General features: G+C 66.9%; 10 protein-coding genes. 2 read left to right on the top strand and 8 right to left on the bottom strand.

Translation table 11 applies throughout. The annotated features are described in order from the left end of the window. The 5 genes from narJ to ACIKT0_RS00510 all read right to left on the bottom strand — a co-directional run bounded on the left by narJ (position 1) and on the right by ACIKT0_RS00510 (position 9543). Entirely contained in the window at positions 1-699 is a 699-nt protein-coding gene (gene narJ / locus ACIKT0_RS00530) for a nitrate reductase molybdenum cofactor assembly chaperone (protein WP_407103481.1), read from the bottom strand. Then, positions 696-2222 carry a nitrate reductase subunit beta gene (gene narH / locus ACIKT0_RS00525; protein ID WP_407103480.1) on the bottom strand — a complete coding sequence of 509 codons (1527 nt, stop codon included), beginning with the start codon at positions 2220-2222 and terminating at the stop codon, positions 696-698. The genes narJ and narH overlap by 4 nt, the downstream gene beginning before the upstream one ends. Continuing rightward, on the bottom strand, positions 2219-5986 hold the full coding sequence (locus tag ACIKT0_RS00520; RefSeq protein ID WP_407103479.1) for a nitrate reductase subunit alpha: 3768 nt from the start codon (positions 5984-5986) through the stop codon (positions 2219-2221). Before ACIKT0_RS00520 ends, narH begins: the two co-directional genes overlap by 4 nt. Further along, entirely contained in the window at positions 5983-8712 is a 2730-nt protein-coding gene (locus tag ACIKT0_RS00515; RefSeq protein WP_407103498.1) for a nitrate/nitrite transporter, read from the bottom strand. Before ACIKT0_RS00515 ends, ACIKT0_RS00520 begins: the two co-directional genes overlap by 4 nt. 399 nt (positions 8713-9111) lie before the next feature. Further along, positions 9112-9543 carry a hypothetical protein gene (locus ACIKT0_RS00510; RefSeq protein WP_407103478.1) on the bottom strand — a complete coding sequence of 144 codons (432 nt, stop codon included), beginning with the start codon at positions 9541-9543 and terminating at the stop codon, positions 9112-9114. A gap of 234 nt (positions 9544-9777) precedes the next feature. Here ACIKT0_RS00510 and ACIKT0_RS00505 point away from each other — a divergent pair, with 234 nt between their 5' ends. Next, positions 9778-12177, top strand: coding sequence for a phosphoketolase family protein (locus tag ACIKT0_RS00505; protein ID WP_407103477.1), 2400 nt, complete (start codon positions 9778-9780; stop codon positions 12175-12177). Between the two features lie 21 nt (positions 12178-12198). On the opposite strand, the gene ACIKT0_RS00500 is transcribed toward ACIKT0_RS00505, so the two are convergent. Genes ACIKT0_RS00500 through ACIKT0_RS00490 form a run of 3 tightly spaced genes read right to left on the bottom strand, consistent with a single transcriptional unit; the run spans position 12199 to position 16612 of the window. Beyond that, the gene (locus ACIKT0_RS00500; protein ID WP_407103476.1) at positions 12199-13410 is read right to left on the bottom strand and encodes an acetate/propionate family kinase; all 1212 of its coding nucleotides are present in this window, start codon (positions 13408-13410) and stop codon (positions 12199-12201) included. Further along, complete coding sequence (locus ACIKT0_RS00495) at positions 13407-14813, bottom strand: bifunctional enoyl-CoA hydratase/phosphate acetyltransferase (RefSeq protein WP_407103475.1); 1407 nt, start codon at positions 14811-14813, stop codon at positions 13407-13409. The genes ACIKT0_RS00500 and ACIKT0_RS00495 overlap by 4 nt, the downstream gene beginning before the upstream one ends. An 8-nt stretch (positions 14814-14821) precedes the next feature. Further along, on the bottom strand, positions 14822-16612 hold the full coding sequence (locus tag ACIKT0_RS00490; RefSeq protein WP_407103474.1) for a PHA/PHB synthase family protein: 1791 nt from the start codon (positions 16610-16612) through the stop codon (positions 14822-14824). A 359-nt stretch (positions 16613-16971) separates the two neighbouring features. Here ACIKT0_RS00490 and ACIKT0_RS00485 point away from each other — a divergent pair. Next, positions 16972-17456 (top strand): HlyD family secretion protein (locus tag ACIKT0_RS00485; RefSeq protein WP_407103473.1); only part of this gene is annotated, 485 nt, incomplete at its 3' end.

The following is a 17456-nucleotide window of genomic DNA, read 5'->3' as shown; positions in this document are numbered from 1 at the left end:
TCAGCCTCCTTTTGCTTGCACGTTCGCGTCGCGTTGCGCGGCGCGCAGGCGCGTTATCAGCCTGGACGGCTCGGCTGACTCCCCAAGAGGGGCGTTGAAGTTGATGGGAGCATCCTCCCAGGCGCGGTCGACTTCCTCGGGCGTCGCCGGATCCCGGTAGTCGGGGAGGTCCGGTGCGGCCTCCGGCGCAGGGCGCCGCTCCGCGAGCCGCAGAAGGCTGTGCAGCACCCCCGCGTAGTAGCTCTCCCGTTCGGCGAGGCGTTGCTCCAGCGCGGCCAGCACGTGGGCCGGCTGGCCGAGCCATTCCTCCGCTTCGTCCTTCGGCAGGACCGACAGGAACTCCAAAAACATCGGCAGGTAATCCGGAAGCTCGGTCTCCCGCATCATGAAGCCGCGGGCGAGATAGGCCTGCCCGAGATCGATCATGGCCTGGCCGCGCTGGCGGCCGTCGCCGTGGACATGCTCGAAGAGATGAAGAGAGAGAGAGCGCGAACTGTCGAACAGCTCGCAGTAATGCGCCTGCAGGTCGAACAGATCGTCTCGCCCGAAGGCGTCGAACACCGGCTCGAGGCGCGCCAGGGCGTCGGACGAAAGCTCCGCCTCCTGATGCAGGGCGGCGCGGACGCCGCCGATATGCGTTTGGAGATCCTCGCTCGGATAGGCGATAAGAGCCGAAAGGCCGCGCAGCGTGTACTTCATAGCGGCACGTCCATGTAGGGCTTGCGCGGCGTGCGCTTGGCGCCGCCGAACAGGTTCGTCTTGGTCGCCCCGTTGGTCGGCTCGTCGAAGGCGAAGCCGCCCGAACCGCGCAGGTGGTAGGCGTTCTCGTCCACCTCGCGATGGCTGGTCGGGATGACGTAGCGGTCCTCGTAGGCCGCAAGCGCCATGTAGCGGTACATCTCCTCGACCTGGAGGGCGGTCAGCCCGACCTCCTGCGCGATGCCCTCGTCGAGGCGGCCGTCGACCGTCTTGGCCCGCATGAAGGCGCGCATCGCCAGCATCCGCTTGAGCGCGGAGATGATCGGCGCCTCCTCGCCCGCGGTGAGCATGTTCGCGAGATAGCGCATCGGGATGCGCAGGCTCTCGATGTCGGGCATGCCGTTCTTGGCCGAGATCTTCCCGGCCTCGGCCGCGGACTGGATCGGCGAGAGCGGCGGCACGTACCAGACCATCGGCAGGGTGCGGAATTCGGGATGGAGCGGGAAGGCGACCTTCCATTCCATCGCCATCTTGTAGACCGGCGACAGGATGGCGGCGTCCAGCCACTCTTCCGGCACCCCGTCGGCGAGGGCCTGCTTGCGGACCTCGGGATCTCGGGGATTGAGGAAGATCGACAGCTGCGATTCATAGAGCGACTGAGGATTTTCGACCGAGGCCGCCTCCTCGATCCGGTCGGCGTCGTAGAGCATGACGCCGAGATAGCGGATGCGCCCGACGCAGGTTTCCGAGCAGACCGTCGGCTGGCCGGCCTCGATGCGCGGGAAGCAGAAGATGCATTTCTCGGACTTTCCCGACGACCAGTTGTAGTAGATCTTCTTGTAGGGGCAGCCCGAGACGCACATGCGCCAGCCTCGGCACTTCTCCTGGTCGATCAGGACGATGCCATCCTCTTCGCGCTTGTAGATTGCCCCGGAGGGGCAGGACGCGACGCAGGACGGATTGAGGCAATGCTCGCAAAGCCGGGGCAGGTACATCAGGAAGGTCTTCTCGAACTGCCCGTAGATCTCCTTCTCGATCCCCTCGAAATTATGATCCTGCGAGCGCCGCTCGAACTCTCCTCCGAGATCATCCTCCCAGTTGCCCGACCACTCGATCTTGTTCATCACCTCGCCGGTGATGAGCGAGCGCGGCTTGGCGGAGGGCTGGGCCTGAAGCTCGGGCGCCTTCTGCAGCCAGGCGTATTCGAAGGTGTAGGGCTCGTAGAAGTCGTCGATCTCGGGAAGATCAGGATTGGCGAAGATCTTGGCGAGGACCCGCCACTTGGCGCCGATCTTCGGCTCGATGCGGCCGTTCGCCTTGCGGACCCAGCCGCCTTTCCAGCGGCTCTGGTTCTCCCAATCCTTCGGATAGCCGATGCCTGGCTTCGACTCGACGTTGTTGAACCAGGCGTATTCAACGCCCTCGCGGTTCGTCCAGACGTTCTTGCAAGTTATCGAGCAGGTATGGCAGCCGATGCATTTGTCGAGATTCAGCACCATCCCGATCTGCGCGCGAACTTTCATGTCGCTGTTTCCTTTGACGCGGCGCGGTGTCCGCCCCAATCGGCGGTGGCGTCCATGTTGAACGCGTCGTCCACGGCCTTATCGAACCAGTTGACGTGGTTCATCTTGCGAACGATGACGAATTCGTCGCGGTTCGCTCCGACCGTTCCATAGTAGTTGAAGCCGTAGGCGAACTGGACGTATCCGCCGATCATGTGAGTTGGCTTCATGTTGATGCGGGTGATGGAGTTGTGCACGCCGCCGCGCTGGCTGGTGATCTCCGACCCAACGGTATTCACGAGCTTTTCCTGCGCGTGATACATGATCGCCGTGCCTTCCATCACGCGCTGCGAAACGATCGCCCGGGCCGTCACGGCCCCGTTCACGTTGAACGCCTCGATCCAGTCGTTGTCCTCTATTCCGGCTTTCCGGGCGTCCACTTCGCTGATCCAGATCGCGGGTCCGCCGCGATTGAGGCTGAGAAGCAGAAGGCTCTCGGTATAGGTCGAGTGGATGCCCCATTTCTGGTGCGGCGTGAGGATGTTGAGCTGGATTTCGGGATTGCCGTTCGGCAGCTTGCCGACGACCTGCGCCACCGTCTTAGTGTCGATCGGAGGCCGCCAGGTCACGAAGCCCTCGCCGAAGGCCAGCATCCACTCGTGGTCGAGGAAGAGCTGCTGCCGGCCGGTCAGCGTGCGCCAGGGGATGAGTTCGTGGACGTTGGTGTAGCCGGCGTTGTAGCAGACCTTGTCGCTCTCGAGGCCGGACCAGATCGGAGAGGAGATGATCTTGCGGGGCTGGGCCACGACGTCCCGGAACCGGATCTTCTCCTCCTCCTTGCCGGCCGCAAGATGGGTGTGATCGCGCCCGGTCGCCTTCCCGAGAGCTTCCCACGCCTTGACCGCGACCTGGCCGTTGGTCTCCGGGGCCAGCATCAGGATCGTCTCGCAGGCGTCGATGTCGGTGAGGACGTTCGGCCTCCCGGCGGTCGGCCCCGTCTCGACGCGGCCGTTCAGCGATCCGACCGCCGCCACTTCCTCCTTGGTCGGCCAGTTCAGGCCCTTGCCGCCGTTGCCGAGCGCCTCCAGCTTCGGGCCCAGCGACGTGAAGCGCGCATAGGTGGCGGGGTAGTCGCGCTCGACGATGGAGACCGTGGCCATGGTCCGGCCCGGCACCGGATCGATGTCGTCGCGGCCCCAGTCGAGCGGCCCGTAGGGCTGTGCGAGCTCCTCCGGACTGTCGTGCTGGATCGGGGTCAGGACGATGTCCTTCTCGACCCCGAGTTGCCCTTCGGCGAGCCGCGAGAAGGTCTGCGCGATGGTGCGGAAGATGTCCCAGTCCGTCCGCGACTCCCACACCGGATCGATCGCCGCCGAAAGCGGGTGGATGAAGGGATGCATGTCGGACGTATTGAGGTCGTGCTTCTCGTACCAGGTCGCGGTCGGAAGAACGATGTCGGAGTAGATGCTCGTCGTCGACATGCGGAAGTCGATGGTGACCATCAGGTCGAGCTTGCCCTTCGGGGCTTCCTCGCGCCACACGACCTCATCGGGGCGAACGCCCTCCTCCCTGCCGACGACGCCGTGGAGCGAGCCGATCAGATGCTTCAGGAAGTATTCGTGGCCCTTGCCGCTGGCGCCGAGCACGTTTGAGCGCCAGAAGAACATATTTCGAGGCCAGTTCTGCGGCGCGTCGGGATCCGACATGGCGAGCTTGACTTCGCTCGACAGCAGCATGCCAGGCAGGGCCTCGGCGGGGTCCTGGCCGCGCGCCTCCAGTTCGCGCGTCAGCCGAAGGGGATTGGTGTTGAGCTGCGGAGAGGAGGGCAACCAGCCCATGCGCACCGCACGGAGATTGTAGTCGAGTATGGAGCCGGACCAGTTCCCCGCCGGAGCCGTCGGGGAAAGTATGTCCGAGACCTTCAGCGTGTCGTAACGCCACTGGTCGGTGTGCGTGTAGAAGAACGACGTGCCGTTCACCAGTCTCGGCGGGCGCGTCCAGTCGAGCGCGAAAGCGAGGGGCGTCCAGCCGGTGAGCGGACGCAGCTTCTCCTGGCCGACGTAATGCGCCCAGCCGCCGCCGGACTTGCCGACGCAGCCGCACATGACGAGCAACGCGATGATGCCGCGATAGCTCATGTCCATGTGGTACCAGTGGTTGATCCCGGCTCCGACGATCGCCATGGCGCGCCCGTTGGTCTTCTCGGCGGTCTCAGCGAATTCACGCGCCGTCTGCAGGATGGCCTGCCGCGGCACGCCGCAGATGCGCTCCGCCCAGGCCGGGCTGAACGGCACGTCATCATCGTAGGTCGAGGCGACGTCGCCCCCGCCAAAGCCGCGATCCACGCCGTAGTTCGCGCAGAGCAGGTCGAACACGGTGGCGACGAGCGCCTCGCCGTCCTTGAGTTCGAGGAGGCGCACCGGCGTGACGCGGTTCAGCACCTCGGAATGACCTGTGGAGACGAAGGCGCCCGGCGCGTTTCCGCCGAAATAGGGGAAGCTCACCGGAGCAAGCTCGTCGTCGACGCCGACCATCGAGAGCCGCAAGGACGCCGGCGCGCCGGCGCCGTCCTTCTCCTCGAGGTTCCATTTGCCCGGATCGCCCCAGCGGTACCCGGCCGACCCGCGCGGACAGACGATGCGCCCGTCCTCGTCCATCGCGACGGTCTTCCAGTCGGGGTTCGCCTCCTCCCCGAGCGCGTCGGGGAAGTCGGCGGCGCGGAGGAAGCGGTCCGGGACCAGCTGCCCGTCGCGTTCGACCAGCTTCACCAGGAAGGGCATGTCGCTGTAGCGGCGCGCATAGTCCTGGAAGTACGGGACCTGCCGGTCGATGTAGAATTCCTTGAGCACGATATGGCCGAGCGCGAGCGCAAGCGCCGCGTCCGTGCCCTGCTTCGGATGCAGCCACATATCGGCGAACTTGCAGGCCTCGCTGTAGTCGGGCGAGATGACGACGCTCTTGGTGCCCTTGTAGCGAGCCTCAGTGTAGAAATGGGCGTCCGGCGACCGGGTCTGCGGGATATTCGAGCCCCAGACGAGCAGGAAACCCGCATTGTACCAGTCGGCGCTCTCCGGAACGTCCGTCTGTTCGCCCCAGGTCTGCGGCGAGGCCGGCGGCAGGTCGCAATACCAGTCGTAGAAGCTGAGACAACTTCCGCCGATCAGGGACAGGTAGCGCGTGCCCGCCGCGTAGGAGACCATCGACATCGCCGGAATGGGCGAGAAGCCGGTGATCCGGTCCGGCCCGTATTCCTTGATCGTGTAGATGTTCGCCGCGGCGATGATCTCGGAGACCTCGTCCCAGCTGGCGCGCACGAAACCGCCCCGCCCGCGGCGCGTCACCCAGTCCGCGCGCGTGTCCGCGTCCGTGACGATCTTGCGCCACGCCTCGACCGGCCCGAGCGTGGCGCGGGCCCCGCGCCACGCTCTCAGCATCCGCGCGCGCACGAGCGGATATTTGATGCGCGTTCCGGAATAGAGGTACCAGCTGTAGCTCGCGCCGCGGGGGCAGCCGCGCGGCTCGTGATTGGGCAGGTCGGGGCGCGTGCGCGGGTAGTCGGTCTGCTGCGTCTCCCAGGTGACGATCCCGCCCTTGACGTAGATCTTCCAGGAGCAAGAGCCGGTGCAGTTCACGCCGTGGGTGGAGCGGACGATCTTGTCCGAAGCCCAGCGCTTCCGGTACGCGTTCTCCCAGGCGCGGGGCTCGTCGGTCGCGACGCCCCACCCGTCGGAGAAGGTTTCGCGGTGCTGCCGGAAGAAAGTCAGCCGATCAAGGAAGTGACTCATGCGCGTGGCTCCGTCGTCCTGAACAGCCCGCGCGGTCCGGTGTAGAAGTACCAGGTCGCCAGGGCGCAGGTGATGAAGAAGGCGGCGAAACCGTAGAGCGCCGCGTCGGCGCTCCCGGTGACGGCGATCGACGTTCCAAAAGCTTTGGGAATGTAGAAGCCGCCATAGGCCGCGATGGCGGAGATGAAGCCGGTGATCGCCGCGCTCTCGAACTCGGCCTGGTGGCGGCGCTCCTCGACGGTGGCGTGCGGCGTCTGGGCGTCGATGACCCGCGCGATGATCCCAGGCACCATCTGGAAGGTCGAAGCGTTGCCGACGCCGCTCGCGAAGAAGAGCAGCAGGGTCATGGAGAAGAAGATCGTGAAGCTCTCGATGCTCAGCCCCCAGATGAGCAGGAGCGTGAAGACGGTCATCGAAACGAAGACCCAGAAGGACACACGTTCGCCGCCGAGCCGGTCCGACAGCCCTCCCGAGAAAGCGCGCGAGAGGGCGCCCACCAGCGGTCCGACGAAGGCGTAGTGCAGCGCGTCGGCCTGCGGAAAGACGAGCCGCGTCAGGAGCGGAAACGCGGCCGACATTCCGATGAAGGTGCCGAACGTCCCCGTATAGAGCCAGCACATCACCCAGGTGTGCAGGTTCCGGAAGATGATCATCTGTTCGGTGAACGACGCCTTGGCCGAGGCGATGTCGTCCATGCCGAACCAGGCCGCGATGACCCCGGCGGCGATCAGGGGCACCCAGAAGAAGCCGGCGTTCTGCAGCCAGACCGTCGCGCCGTCGGGCGTCGTCTGCGGCGATCCGGAGAGATAGCCGAAGATGCCCATCGAGATCACGATCGGCACGACCATCTGCATGACGCTCACGCCGATATTGCCGATGCCGGAATTGATCGCGAGGGCCCGACCCTTCTCCTTCCTGGGGAAGAAGAAGGAGATGTTGGAGACCGAGGAGGCGAAGTTGCCGCCTCCGAAGCCGCAGAGAAGCGCGAGCGCGAGGAAGATCAGATAGGGGGTCTCGGGATTTTGGACGGCGTAGCCGAGGCCGAACGCGGGAATGAGAAGCAGCCCGGTCGAAAGGGCTGTCCACAGCCGTCCGCCGAACACCGGCACGAGGAAGGAGTAGAAGATGCGCAGCGTCGCGCCGGAGATCCCGGGCGCGGCCGCGAGCCAGAAGAGCTGGTTCGAGGTGAAGTTGAAGCCGGCCGCCGGCAACCACGCCGCGACGATGCTCCAGAGCTGCCAGACCGCGAAGGCGAGCGCGAGGCAGTAGGTCGAAATCCAGAGATTGCGCCGGGCGATGGCCCGACCGGTGCTCTCCCAGAACTCAGTATCCTCCGGGCGCCAGTCGGTCAGCAGGTGCGGGTCGCGCGCCTCCTGCTCCTTCTGCGCCGCCTGCTCGGGCGTGCTCCGTTCGTCCGGCGCCGCCACGGCCGAGCGTGCGTCGCCGAGCGGACGCGCCGGCGCGGCGGCCAGCGCTTCGGGCTGAGCCTTCTCGCGGTTCAGGCTCAGGACCGAGACGTGCATCCAGATCAGCGACGCGACGGCGACGAGGAACAGCAGCGCGAAGCAGGCTGTCCGGACGCCCGTCAGATCCTCCAGGACGCCGAACGCGACCGGCAGAAGGAAGCCGCCGAGCCCGCCGATCATGCCCACGAGACCGCCGACGGCTCCGACCTCGTGCGGGTAGTAGACCGGCACGTGCTTATACACGGCGGCCTTGCCGAGGCTCATGAAGAAGCCGAGGACGAACATGATGACGAGGAATGGGGCGAGCCCCATGCTGGTCGAGAAGCGGATCGGCTCCCTGATGCCCTCGATGATGTAGGTCGTCGGTGGATAGGACAGCATGAAGGTCGCGACGACCCCGACCGCGAAGGTCCAGTACAGCACCGCGCGGGCGCCGTACCGGTCCGACAGCACGCCGCCATAGATCCGGAACAGGCTGGCCGGCACCGAGTAGAAGGCGGCCAGCATGCCGGCGGAGGCCAGCGACAGGCCGTAGGTCGAGACCAGGTAGTGCGGCAGCCACAGGGCGAGCGCGACGAAGCCGCCAAACACGAAGAAGTAGTAGAGCGAAAAACGCCAGACCTGCGCGTGGACGAGCACCTTGAACTGATCAAGGAAAGCCTCGGGCGGCCGGGCGGTGTCGGCCGGCTCGTCCTTGGTGACGAGCAGGAAGACGACCGCCGTCAACGCGAGGCCGATCGCCCAAACCTCCGCGACGCCGCGCCAGCCCATCGCGACCATGACGAAGGGGGCGAGGAACTTGGTGACCGCCGCTCCGACATTGCCGGCGCCGAAGATGCCGAGCGCTGTGCCCTGTCGTTCGGGGGAAAAGAAGCGCGAGACGTAGGGGACGCCGACCGAGAAGGTGCCGCCGGCGAGGCCTACGACCAGGCCGGCCAGCAGCATCTTGGGGTAGCTGTCGGCCCAAATCAGCGCGAAGGTCGCGGCCGCGGAGATGAACATCAGGGCTGCGAAGATCTTGCGCCCGCCGTAGCGGTCGGACCACATGCCCAGGAAGAGCCGCGAAAGTGATCCGGAGAGGATCGGCGTTCCCACCAGAAGGCCGAACTGCGTCTCCGACAGGTCGAGCTCGTCCCGGATGCCGATGCCGATGATGGCGAAGATGGTCCAGACGGCGAAACTCGCCGTGAAAGCGACTGTACTTGCCCAGAGGGCGCGGCTGGCGGCTTCCGCCGACCCGTTTGGTGAGGTGACTGACACCGCCACGACGAATTCTCCGCTCTCACCGCGCCCGAGCGATCCCGGGCGCTCAGGCGCACGATCGCTCTTCAGGGAACCTCGTCAGATCTAGAAAACTCGACGCTACACCGACTACTGAAGCATCGATCGCGAGTACGACAGCATAATTGCGGGCACGCTCTCACGATCAAACAATATTTCAGGCGCTTTGTTACAACAACTTAACGGCAATCCCCGCTTCGCACAGTACTTTGACGCACTCTTATTTGACGCCAGCGCCTGTATGTCGCCGCGTTCCATAGGTTTTACGACTCAGAGGGCCGATCTCGCTCGTCTGCCTATGGACAGAGGCTCGCGTCACCGGCGAACCAAAGCTGCGCGATGCGGGCGACCAAGGCGGCGAGCTTGCCTTGCAGTTGCTCATGATGCGGCTCCCGAGGCGGCGGCCTCCGGACGGCGCTCGAACGCCTCCTGCGCCGGCAGTTCTGCGACGTTCACGATCTGGAACTTGCACACGTCGTCATGTCGATCGTGCAACGACAGGTATCCGCCCTGGATGAACTTCCGGATGTCGAGGCGGTAACCGAACTGGTCGTCATCGCTCGAGTTCGGGTCGAAGTCGAAGAACCAGCCTTCTTCCTCGAGCGCTGCAGGCCGGTATTTGAGCATGCCGGCCAGAGAGGGCGAATCTCCCCAGAACCGGATCACCCGGCAGTACGCCCAATGCGACCGCCAGAGATCGGTGTTCAACCGGCCCTCCTCGTCGAGCGGCGCCACGATGTCGTAGCCATGTCGCCTGCTCGGGTGAAGCTGGCCCCCGCCATGGACGAGGTGAAGCAGCACGCGCTTCAACCGGCAGCTCAGAGGGCGGCGAGGTCGTTCAGATTGGCTGGTCCGGACGCGCATGGAGCGTATCGGCTGTCGCTGAATGAGCGCGGGGGCGCTCGGTGCGTTTATGGTAGGGTGACGCTACTCGCCCCTTTGACGGACGGCTTTGATCTGCCTCAATTCTCCAGATCAGGCAGCTGGATAGCGTCCGGGAAGGTTCTGGAACCGAGCGTTCGCGCTTAATACAATGGTGGCGGAATGGACGATTTCGGCCCAAGCGCCTCGACCCCTCTGGGTGACGAGGAGCTCCATCTGATCGACGCCTACTGGCGGGCGGCGAACTACCTGTCAGTCGGACAGATCTATCTTCTCGAAAATCCGTTGCTGCGGGAACCCTTGAGGCCGGAGCACATCAAGCCGCGCCTGCTCGGCCATTGGGGCACCACGCCCGGCCTGAACTTCATCTACGCCCACCTGAACAGGATCATCCGCGCGCGTGACCTGGGAGTCCTCTACGTCTGCGGACCCGGCCACGGCGGTCCCGGAATGGTGGCGAACACTTACCTTGAAGGCACCTACAGCGAGGTCTATCCGGCCGTCGGCCAGGACATCGACGGCCTGCGGAAGCTGTGCCGCCAGTTCTCGTTCCCGGGCGGGATCCCGAGCCACGTCGCGCCCGAGACGCCAGGGTCCATCCACGAAGGCGGAGAGCTCGGCTACGCGCTGACGCACGCCTTCGGCGCGGCTTTCGACAATCCCGACCTGGTGGTGGCCTGCGTCGTCGGGGACGGCGAGGCCGAGACGGGGCCGCTTGCGGCCTCATGGCATTCGTCCAAATTCCTCAACCCGGCGCATGACGGCGCCGTCCTCCCGATCCTGCATCTCAACGGCTACAAGATCGCCAACCCGACCGTGCTTGGCCGGATGAGCGATGACGAGCTCCAGAGCCTGTTCGTCGGCTACGGCTACGAGCCCGTCTTCGTCGAAGGCTCGGCGCCGGAGGCCATGCACCTGCTGATGGCGGACGCGCTGGATCGGGCGTTCGACCGCATCTGCGCGATCCAGTCGGCGTGGAGGGACGGAAACGAAAGCGGGTGGCCCCGCTGGCCGATGATCGTGCTGCGCAGCCCGAAGGGCTGGACCGGGCCCAAGGAGGTCGACGGCCACCAGGTCGAGGGCTCGTGGCGCTCTCATCAGGTGCCGGTCTCGAACGCGCGCAACGATCCCGCCCACATGGAGGTGCTCGAGACCTGGATGCGGAGCTACCGTCCGGAGACGCTGTTCGACGAAGCAGGCCGGCTCCGGCCGGAGCTGCAGGCGCTGGCCCCCGCCGGCGACCGCCGCATGGGCTCGAACCCGCACGCGAATGGCGGCGTCCTGCGGCGGGAGCTGAAGATGCCCGACTTCCGCGCACAGGCGGTCGACGTGCCCCAACCCGGCGGCGTCTCCGCCGAAGCCACCCGGGTGATGGGCAGACTCCTGAGAGACGTGATCAGCCTCAACGCCGAGGCCCGGAACTTCCGCCTGATGGGACCGGACGAGACCACGTCGAACCGGCTCGACGCCGTCTTCGACGTCACGGATCGCGTCTGGATGGAGCCCACAGAGCCTCCCGATCTCCACCTCGCGAAAGATGGGCGCGTGATGGAGATCCTGAGCGAGCACCTCTGTCAGGGTTGGCTCGAAGGCTATCTGCTGACCGGTCGCCACGGCCTGTTCTCATGCTACGAGGCCTTCATCCACATCGTGGATTCGATGGTCAACCAGCACGCCAAGTGGCTGAAGGTGACGCGCGAAATCCCCTGGCGCCGCCCGATCTCGTCGTTGAACTACCTGCTGACCTCGCATGTCTGGCAGCAGGATCATAACGGGTTCAGCCATCAGGACCCCGGCTTCGTGGACCACGTCGCCAACAAGAAGGCGGACATCGCGAGGATCTACTTCCCTCCCGACGCCAATTGCCTGCTCTGGGTGACCGATCACTGTCTGCGGACGTACGACCGGATCAACGTCATCGTCGCCGGCAAGGCGCCGGCGCCCCAGTGGCTCGACATCGAGCAGGCGTCGCTGCATTGCGCGAGGGGCGCCGGAGTGTGGGACTGGGCCGGGACGGAGGTCGCGGGTCTGGAGCCCGACGTCGTGATGGCCTGCGCCGGCGACGTGCCCACCGTGGAGACGCTGGCGGCGGTGGACATCCTGCGGAAAGCGCTTCCCGCACTGAGGATCCGCGTCGTCAACGTCGTCGACCTCATGGCCCTGCAGACCAGGCGGCAGCATCCCCACGGGCTGGAGGACCGCGAGTTCGAGGCCTTGTTCACGCGCGACAAGCCGGTGATCTTCGCCTTCCACGGCTACCCGTATCTCATCCACCGCCTGACCTATGACCGGGCGAACCACGCGAGGATGCATGTGCGCGGGTACCAGGAGGAAGGCACCACCACCACCCCGTTCGACATGGCGGTGCTGAACGAGCTCGACAGGTTCCATCTGGCGATGGAGGCGATGGCCCGCGTGCCCGGGCTCGCGGATTCCGCCGCTCACGTCATCCGTCAGCTTCAGGAGAAGCTGACGGAACACGCGATCTATGTGCGCGAGAACGGCCAGGACATGCCGGAGGTTCGCAACTGGCGCTGGGAGTCCGCCCCGACCGCGGCGTGACGATGGAGGCCGGCCCGTCGATCAGACGCGGCCGGCCGCCTCCGCGACGGGCGCATCCTTCGCGCCGAGGACCGAGGCCGCCTCATCGGCGATCACCTGCTCTTCGTCGGTCGGGATGACGAAAGCCGCGACCGCGCTCTCCGCCGCGCTGATGCGGCCGGCGTTGGCGGCGTTGGCGGCTTCGTCGAGCGTGAGGCCGAGCCAGGCGAGGCGCCTGGCGACGAGGGAGCGGATCTCGGGCTGGTGCTCGCCTATGCCGGCGGTGAAAACCACCGCGTCGAAGCCGCCGAGCGTCGACGCGATGCGGGCCGTCTCCCCGGCGATGCGGAATGCGAAGAGCTCGATCGCCTCCCGGGCCTCCGGCAGGCGGCTCGCGAGCAACTCGCGGCTGTCCGCGCTGACGCCCGAGACGCCCAGCAGCCCCGACCAGTGATAGAGCATGTCCTCGACATCCTTCAGGCTGCGATTTTGCTGGCCCAGAAGGTGGAGCAGCACGCCCGGATCGAGCGCGCCGCACCGGGTCGCCATCGGGATGCCGTCGAGGGTCGAGAACCCCATGCTGGTGTCGCGGCCCACGCCGTTCTCGAGCCCGCACAGGCTTGCGCCCGAGCCGAGATGGGCGACGACGACCTTGCCCTTGGCCGCCTCCGGATGTAGCCGCCCCAGTTCACCGGCGATGTGCTTGTAGGAGAGGCCGTGAAAGCCGTAGCGCTTCACGCCCTCGTCGTGCAGCGCCCGCGGCAGCGCGAAGCGCTGCGTCAGCTCGGCGTTGGTGCGATGGAAGGCGGTGTCGAAGGAGGCGGTCTGCGGGAGCTCGGGCCGCAGTCGCGCGATCGCATGGATCAGGCGAAGCGCCTGAGGCTGGTGCAAGGGGGCGAGCGCGGTGAGGCTCTCCAGCTGAGAGAGAACCGCCTCGTCGATCCTGACGGGCCCGGAGAACGTGTCGCCGCCATGGACGACGCGGTGGCCGACCGCCTCGATGAGCCCGAGGTCGAAGTGCCAGGACAGGCGGCCGAACGCTTCCTCCAGCACCTCGTGCATGTCGCTGCCGGGCGCGGCCTCGAGCGTCACGTCGAACCGGTCCGGCCCCTCCGTGAGCTCGAAGCGCAGCGGCGCGCGCCGGAAGTCGATCATGCCCTTGCCCACCCGGCGCGGCCCGCCGTCGAGCTCGAACAGGCCGATCTTTACGGTCGAGGAACCGGCGTTGAAGGTGATCAGAAGCCGTTCGCTCATCGGGGCATCTTTCCGGCGAGGGGCTGGCGAGAGGCCACGAGCTTGGCCAGCGCCGCGGAGGCGATGCGCGTCCTGAGCGAGTCCGACCGGCTGGTGACCACTACGGGGACGCGCGCGCCGAGCACGAGCCCGGCGGCGTCGGCGCCCGCGAAGTAGATCAGCTGCTTCGCCAGCATGTTGCCGGCTTCGAGATCGGGCACGAGCAGCACGTCCGCCTCGCCGGCGACTGGCGAGACGATGCCCTTGGTTCTTGCTGCGTCCGGGCTGACGGCGTTGTCGAAGGCGAGCGGCCCGTCCACCAGCGCGCCGGTGATCTGGCCGCGCGCGGCCATGACGGTCAGCGCCGCCGCGTCGAGCGTCGACGGCATCTTGGCGTTGACGGTCTCGACGGCGGCCAGTACGGCGACGCGCGGTTGCTCGACGCCGAGCAGCCGCAGCATGTCGACGGCGTTCTGGCAGATGTCGCGCTTCTGCTCGAGGCTGGGCTGGATGTTGATGGCCGCGTCCGTCACCACCAGCGGCTTGGCGTAGGCCGGAACATCCATTGCGTAGACGTGGCTGATCCGGCGCTCGGTGCGCAGCCCGGATCCGGAGGCGACCACGGCGCCGAGAAGCTCGTCGGTGTGGAGGCTTCCTTTCACAAGGGCGCCGACCGCGCCGGAGACCGCGAGCTCCACCGCCCGCGCCGCGGCGGCGTGGCTGTGCGCCACGGGCTCGATCGGGATCCCGGCGAGTGAAACCCCCGCGGCTTCGGCCGCCGCCCGGATCTTGGCCTCAGGACCGATCAGCAGCGGATCGAGCAGGCCCTGGTCGCGCGCCTCGATCATGCCGAGGATCGCCTCGGGCGAGCAGGGATGCACGATCGCCGCGCCGATCGGCGGCAGGCCGCGGGCTTCCGCGACGAATTCCTCATACCGGTCGTGCCGCCGGAGCCTGACCTCGGGCAGCTCGGCGCGCGGCCATTCGATGCTCTTCTCCGGCGCGATCACGGTCGCGACCCCGGTGAGGACCTCCTCGCCGCGCTGGTTCGTCGCGACCGTGTCGAGCAGCACGATCCGCCTGGCCGGCCGCTTCTCCTTGACGGTGACCGTCACCGTGATGGTGTCGCCGGGGAGGACCGGCCGGCGGAAGCGGATGTCCTGCTCGAGGTAGACAGTGCCGGGACCCGGCAGCTTGGCGCCCAGCACCGCCGAGACCAGAGCCCCGGTCCACATGCCGTGCGCCACCACATGGCCGAACATGTCCGTGGACGCGAACGCGGCGTCGAGATGCGCCGGGTTGACGTCGCCGGACACCGCCGCGAACAGGTCGATGTCGTCGCGCCCCACGACGCGCACCAGCGAGGCCGTGTCGCCGATCGCGAGCTCGTCGAAGGTGCGGTTTCTCAGGACGGTCTCGGTCATTCCGGCTTTCAGCGCTCCAGCACGTATTCGCCGGGGGCGTCCGCCAGGATCGCATAATTCCTGTCCGGCGCGCCCATGGCGGGAGGAGCCCTGCGGTCCGGCGTCGAGTGACTGTCGAGCCAGTCGAGCCATTCGCTCCACCACGAGCCGTCCTTCACCGTCGCGGCGGCGGCCCATTCGTCGGCGCCGAGGCAGGGATCGGCGGCGGTCTTGCGCGCGACGCGATATCGCCGCCCGGAATGTCCGGGCTCGCTCACGATGCCGGCGTTATGTCCGCCGCTCGTCAGCACGAAGGTGACTTCGGCGTCGGTGAGCTGGTGGATCTTGTAGACGGACCGCCACGGCGCGACGTGGTCGCGCTCGGTGCCGACGACGAACAGCGGGACCCGGATGTTCTGCAGCGCCACGGGGCGTCCGTCGACCATGAAGCGCCCTCCTACGAGCTCGTTGTCGAGATAGAGCCGGCGCAGATACTCGGAGTGCATGCGATAGGGCATCCGGGTCGAGTCCGCGTTCCAGGCCATCAGGTCGATCATCCGGCGGCGCTCGCCCATCATGTAGTCGTGCACGAGCCGCGACCAGACGAGGTCGTTCGAGCGCAGCAGCTGGAAGGCGCCCGCCATCTGGTCGGCTGAGAGATAGCCGCGGTTCCACATCATGCTGTCGAGGAAGCGGAGCTGGCTGTGGTCCACGAACAGCGCGAGCTCCCCGGGCTCCGTGAAATCGGTCTGCGCCGCGAGCAGCGTCATCGTCGCGAGCCTGTCGTCGCCGGCCCGCGCCATGGCCGCGGCGGCGATCGCCAGCAGCGTGCCGCCAAGGCAATAGCCCGCCGCGTGGATCTTCGTGGCCGGCACGATCGCGCCCACCGCGTCTAGCGCAGCCATGACGCCGAGCCGGCGGTAGTCGTCGAGGCCGAGATCGCGATCCTCCGGGCCGGGATTGCGCCAGGAGATGCAGAAGACGGTGCGTCCGGCCGCCACGAGATGGCGGACGAGCGAGTTCCGCGGAGACAAGTCCAGGATGTAGTACTTCATGATCCAGGCCGGCACGATGAGCACCGGCTCGGCCGCGACCTTCTCTGTCTGCGGCGCGTACTGGATCAGCTCGAAGAGATGGTTGCGGCAGACGACCTTGCCGGGCGTCACCGCCACGTCGCGGCCGACCTTGAAGTCCTCCGTTCCCACCGGAGGCCGGCCGGACGCCAGCCGGCTGGCGTCCTCCAGCCAGTTGCGGAAGCCTCTCGCGAAGTTCGCTCCTGCGGTCTCGGCCGTCTTCCTGACGATCGCAGGATTCAGGAACGGGCTGTTCGAGGGCGAGAACATGTCGAGCAGCTGGCGCGCCGCGAACGACACCACCTCCTCGTGGTGCCTCGCGACGCCCGGCACGTCATGCGTGACGTTGTGCCACCACTGCTGGTTCAGTAGGAACGACTGCGCGATCAGGCTATAGGGCGGCGTGGCCCAGCCATGGTCGGCGAAGCGCCGGTCCCCGGGCAATGGTTCGATGCATGGGGGGACGTCCTTCTCCCCGGCGGCGACGGCCGCCGCATAGATCCAGAAGCGGGCGGCCTTGCGCGCCGCCTTGTCCATGAGCTCCGCCCGTTTGCCGGGCGCGCCGGCGAGATGGATCGACCAGTCGAACAGCGCCAGCGAGCACGCCATCGGCGACAGGCCGCCGGTGAGCCGCCCCCACAGGGCCTCGGTCATCCGGTCGATCGATGCGAAGGCTTCGCCGCCCAGCGGCTCCTCGTTCCGGGCCGACCGGTCCGAAGACCCTCCCCGCCCGGTCTCGCTCACCATACTCGAGCCTCGCTGCCGTCGCGGCGCATGACCGTGGAGCCGAACGGCGGCCATCGGCGACCGGCCGCGCCCGGACGACGGTCCGGCCACACTACGGCCTGGGCCCGGCGGCGGCGATTGACGTGGATCAAGGTGGCGCCTCGACCCGAGAAACAGAGTGAGTTCGGGATCGTGGACGGTCGCATCGACGCGTGACCGGGGGATTCCGGGAGGCGGATGACCGGTCCACAATTCGGAAGGCGTTTCCTTCCGCTCGGCGTGCGCCACCTGTGTTGTGTGTGCGAGCAGCCCTGCGAGAACGCGTTTTCATCCTTGGTAAAGTCTAGGGCGCGCTCTCGAGAGTTGATGGGAGCCGCGTGATGTCGGTGTCGAGGCGCTGGCTTGTTGTTGCGCTCGTCGTGGCGGCCGCCGTCGGAGGCTATCTGTACTGGTCGCGGCTCGCGGGAAGCGGCCTGCCCGAGGGGATCGTCAAAGCCAACGGCCGCATCGAGGCGGTCGAGATCGACATCGCGACGAAGACCGCCGGACGCATCCACGAGATCCTGGTCGACGAAGGCGACTTCGTGACCGCCAACCAGCCGCTGGTGCGGATGGACACGCTGCAGCTCGAGGCGCAGCGCCGGCAGGCTGTGGCTCAGCTGCAGCGGGCCAAGATCGGCGTCGAGACCGCGAAAAGCGTCGTCAAGCAGCGCGAGGCGGAGCACACGGCGGCGCAGGCCGTCGTCGCGCAGCGCGAGGCGGAGCTCGACGCCGCGGTCAGCAAGCTTGCGCGCACCGAGCACCTCGTGAAGACCAACGCGGCCTCGTTCCAGACGCTGGACGATGACCGGGCGGCCGAGAAGGG

It is taken from the genome of Hansschlegelia beijingensis (genome assembly GCF_045505405.1).
GTDB lineage: Bacteria > Pseudomonadota > Alphaproteobacteria > Rhizobiales > Methylopilaceae > Methylopila > Methylopila beijingensis_A.
Note: the sequence above shows the minus strand (reverse complement) of the source record. Positions and strands in the feature narration are given on the sequence as shown.

What these genes read in the sequence shown, in the direction of transcription:
- narJ (WP_407103481.1), bottom strand. Translation starts at nt 699, where the DNA reads ATGAAGTACACGCTGCGCGGCCTTTCGGCTCTTATCGCCTATCCGAGC.
- narH (WP_407103480.1), bottom strand. Translation starts at nt 2,222, where the DNA reads ATGAAAGTTCGCGCGCAGATCGGGATGGTGCTGAATCTCGACAAATGC.
- ACIKT0_RS00520 (WP_407103479.1), bottom strand. Translation starts at nt 5,986, where the DNA reads ATGAGTCACTTCCTTGATCGGCTGACTTTCTTCCGGCAGCACCGCGAA.
- ACIKT0_RS00505 (WP_407103477.1), top strand. Translation starts at nt 9,778, where the DNA reads ATGGACGATTTCGGCCCAAGCGCCTCGACCCCTCTGGGTGACGAGGAG.
- ACIKT0_RS00500 (WP_407103476.1), bottom strand. Translation starts at nt 13,410, where the DNA reads ATGAGCGAACGGCTTCTGATCACCTTCAACGCCGGTTCCTCGACCGTA.
- ACIKT0_RS00495 (WP_407103475.1), bottom strand. Translation starts at nt 14,813, where the DNA reads ATGACCGAGACCGTCCTGAGAAACCGCACCTTCGACGAGCTCGCGATC.
- ACIKT0_RS00490 (WP_407103474.1), bottom strand. Translation starts at nt 16,612, where the DNA reads ATGGTGAGCGAGACCGGGCGGGGAGGGTCTTCGGACCGGTCGGCCCGG.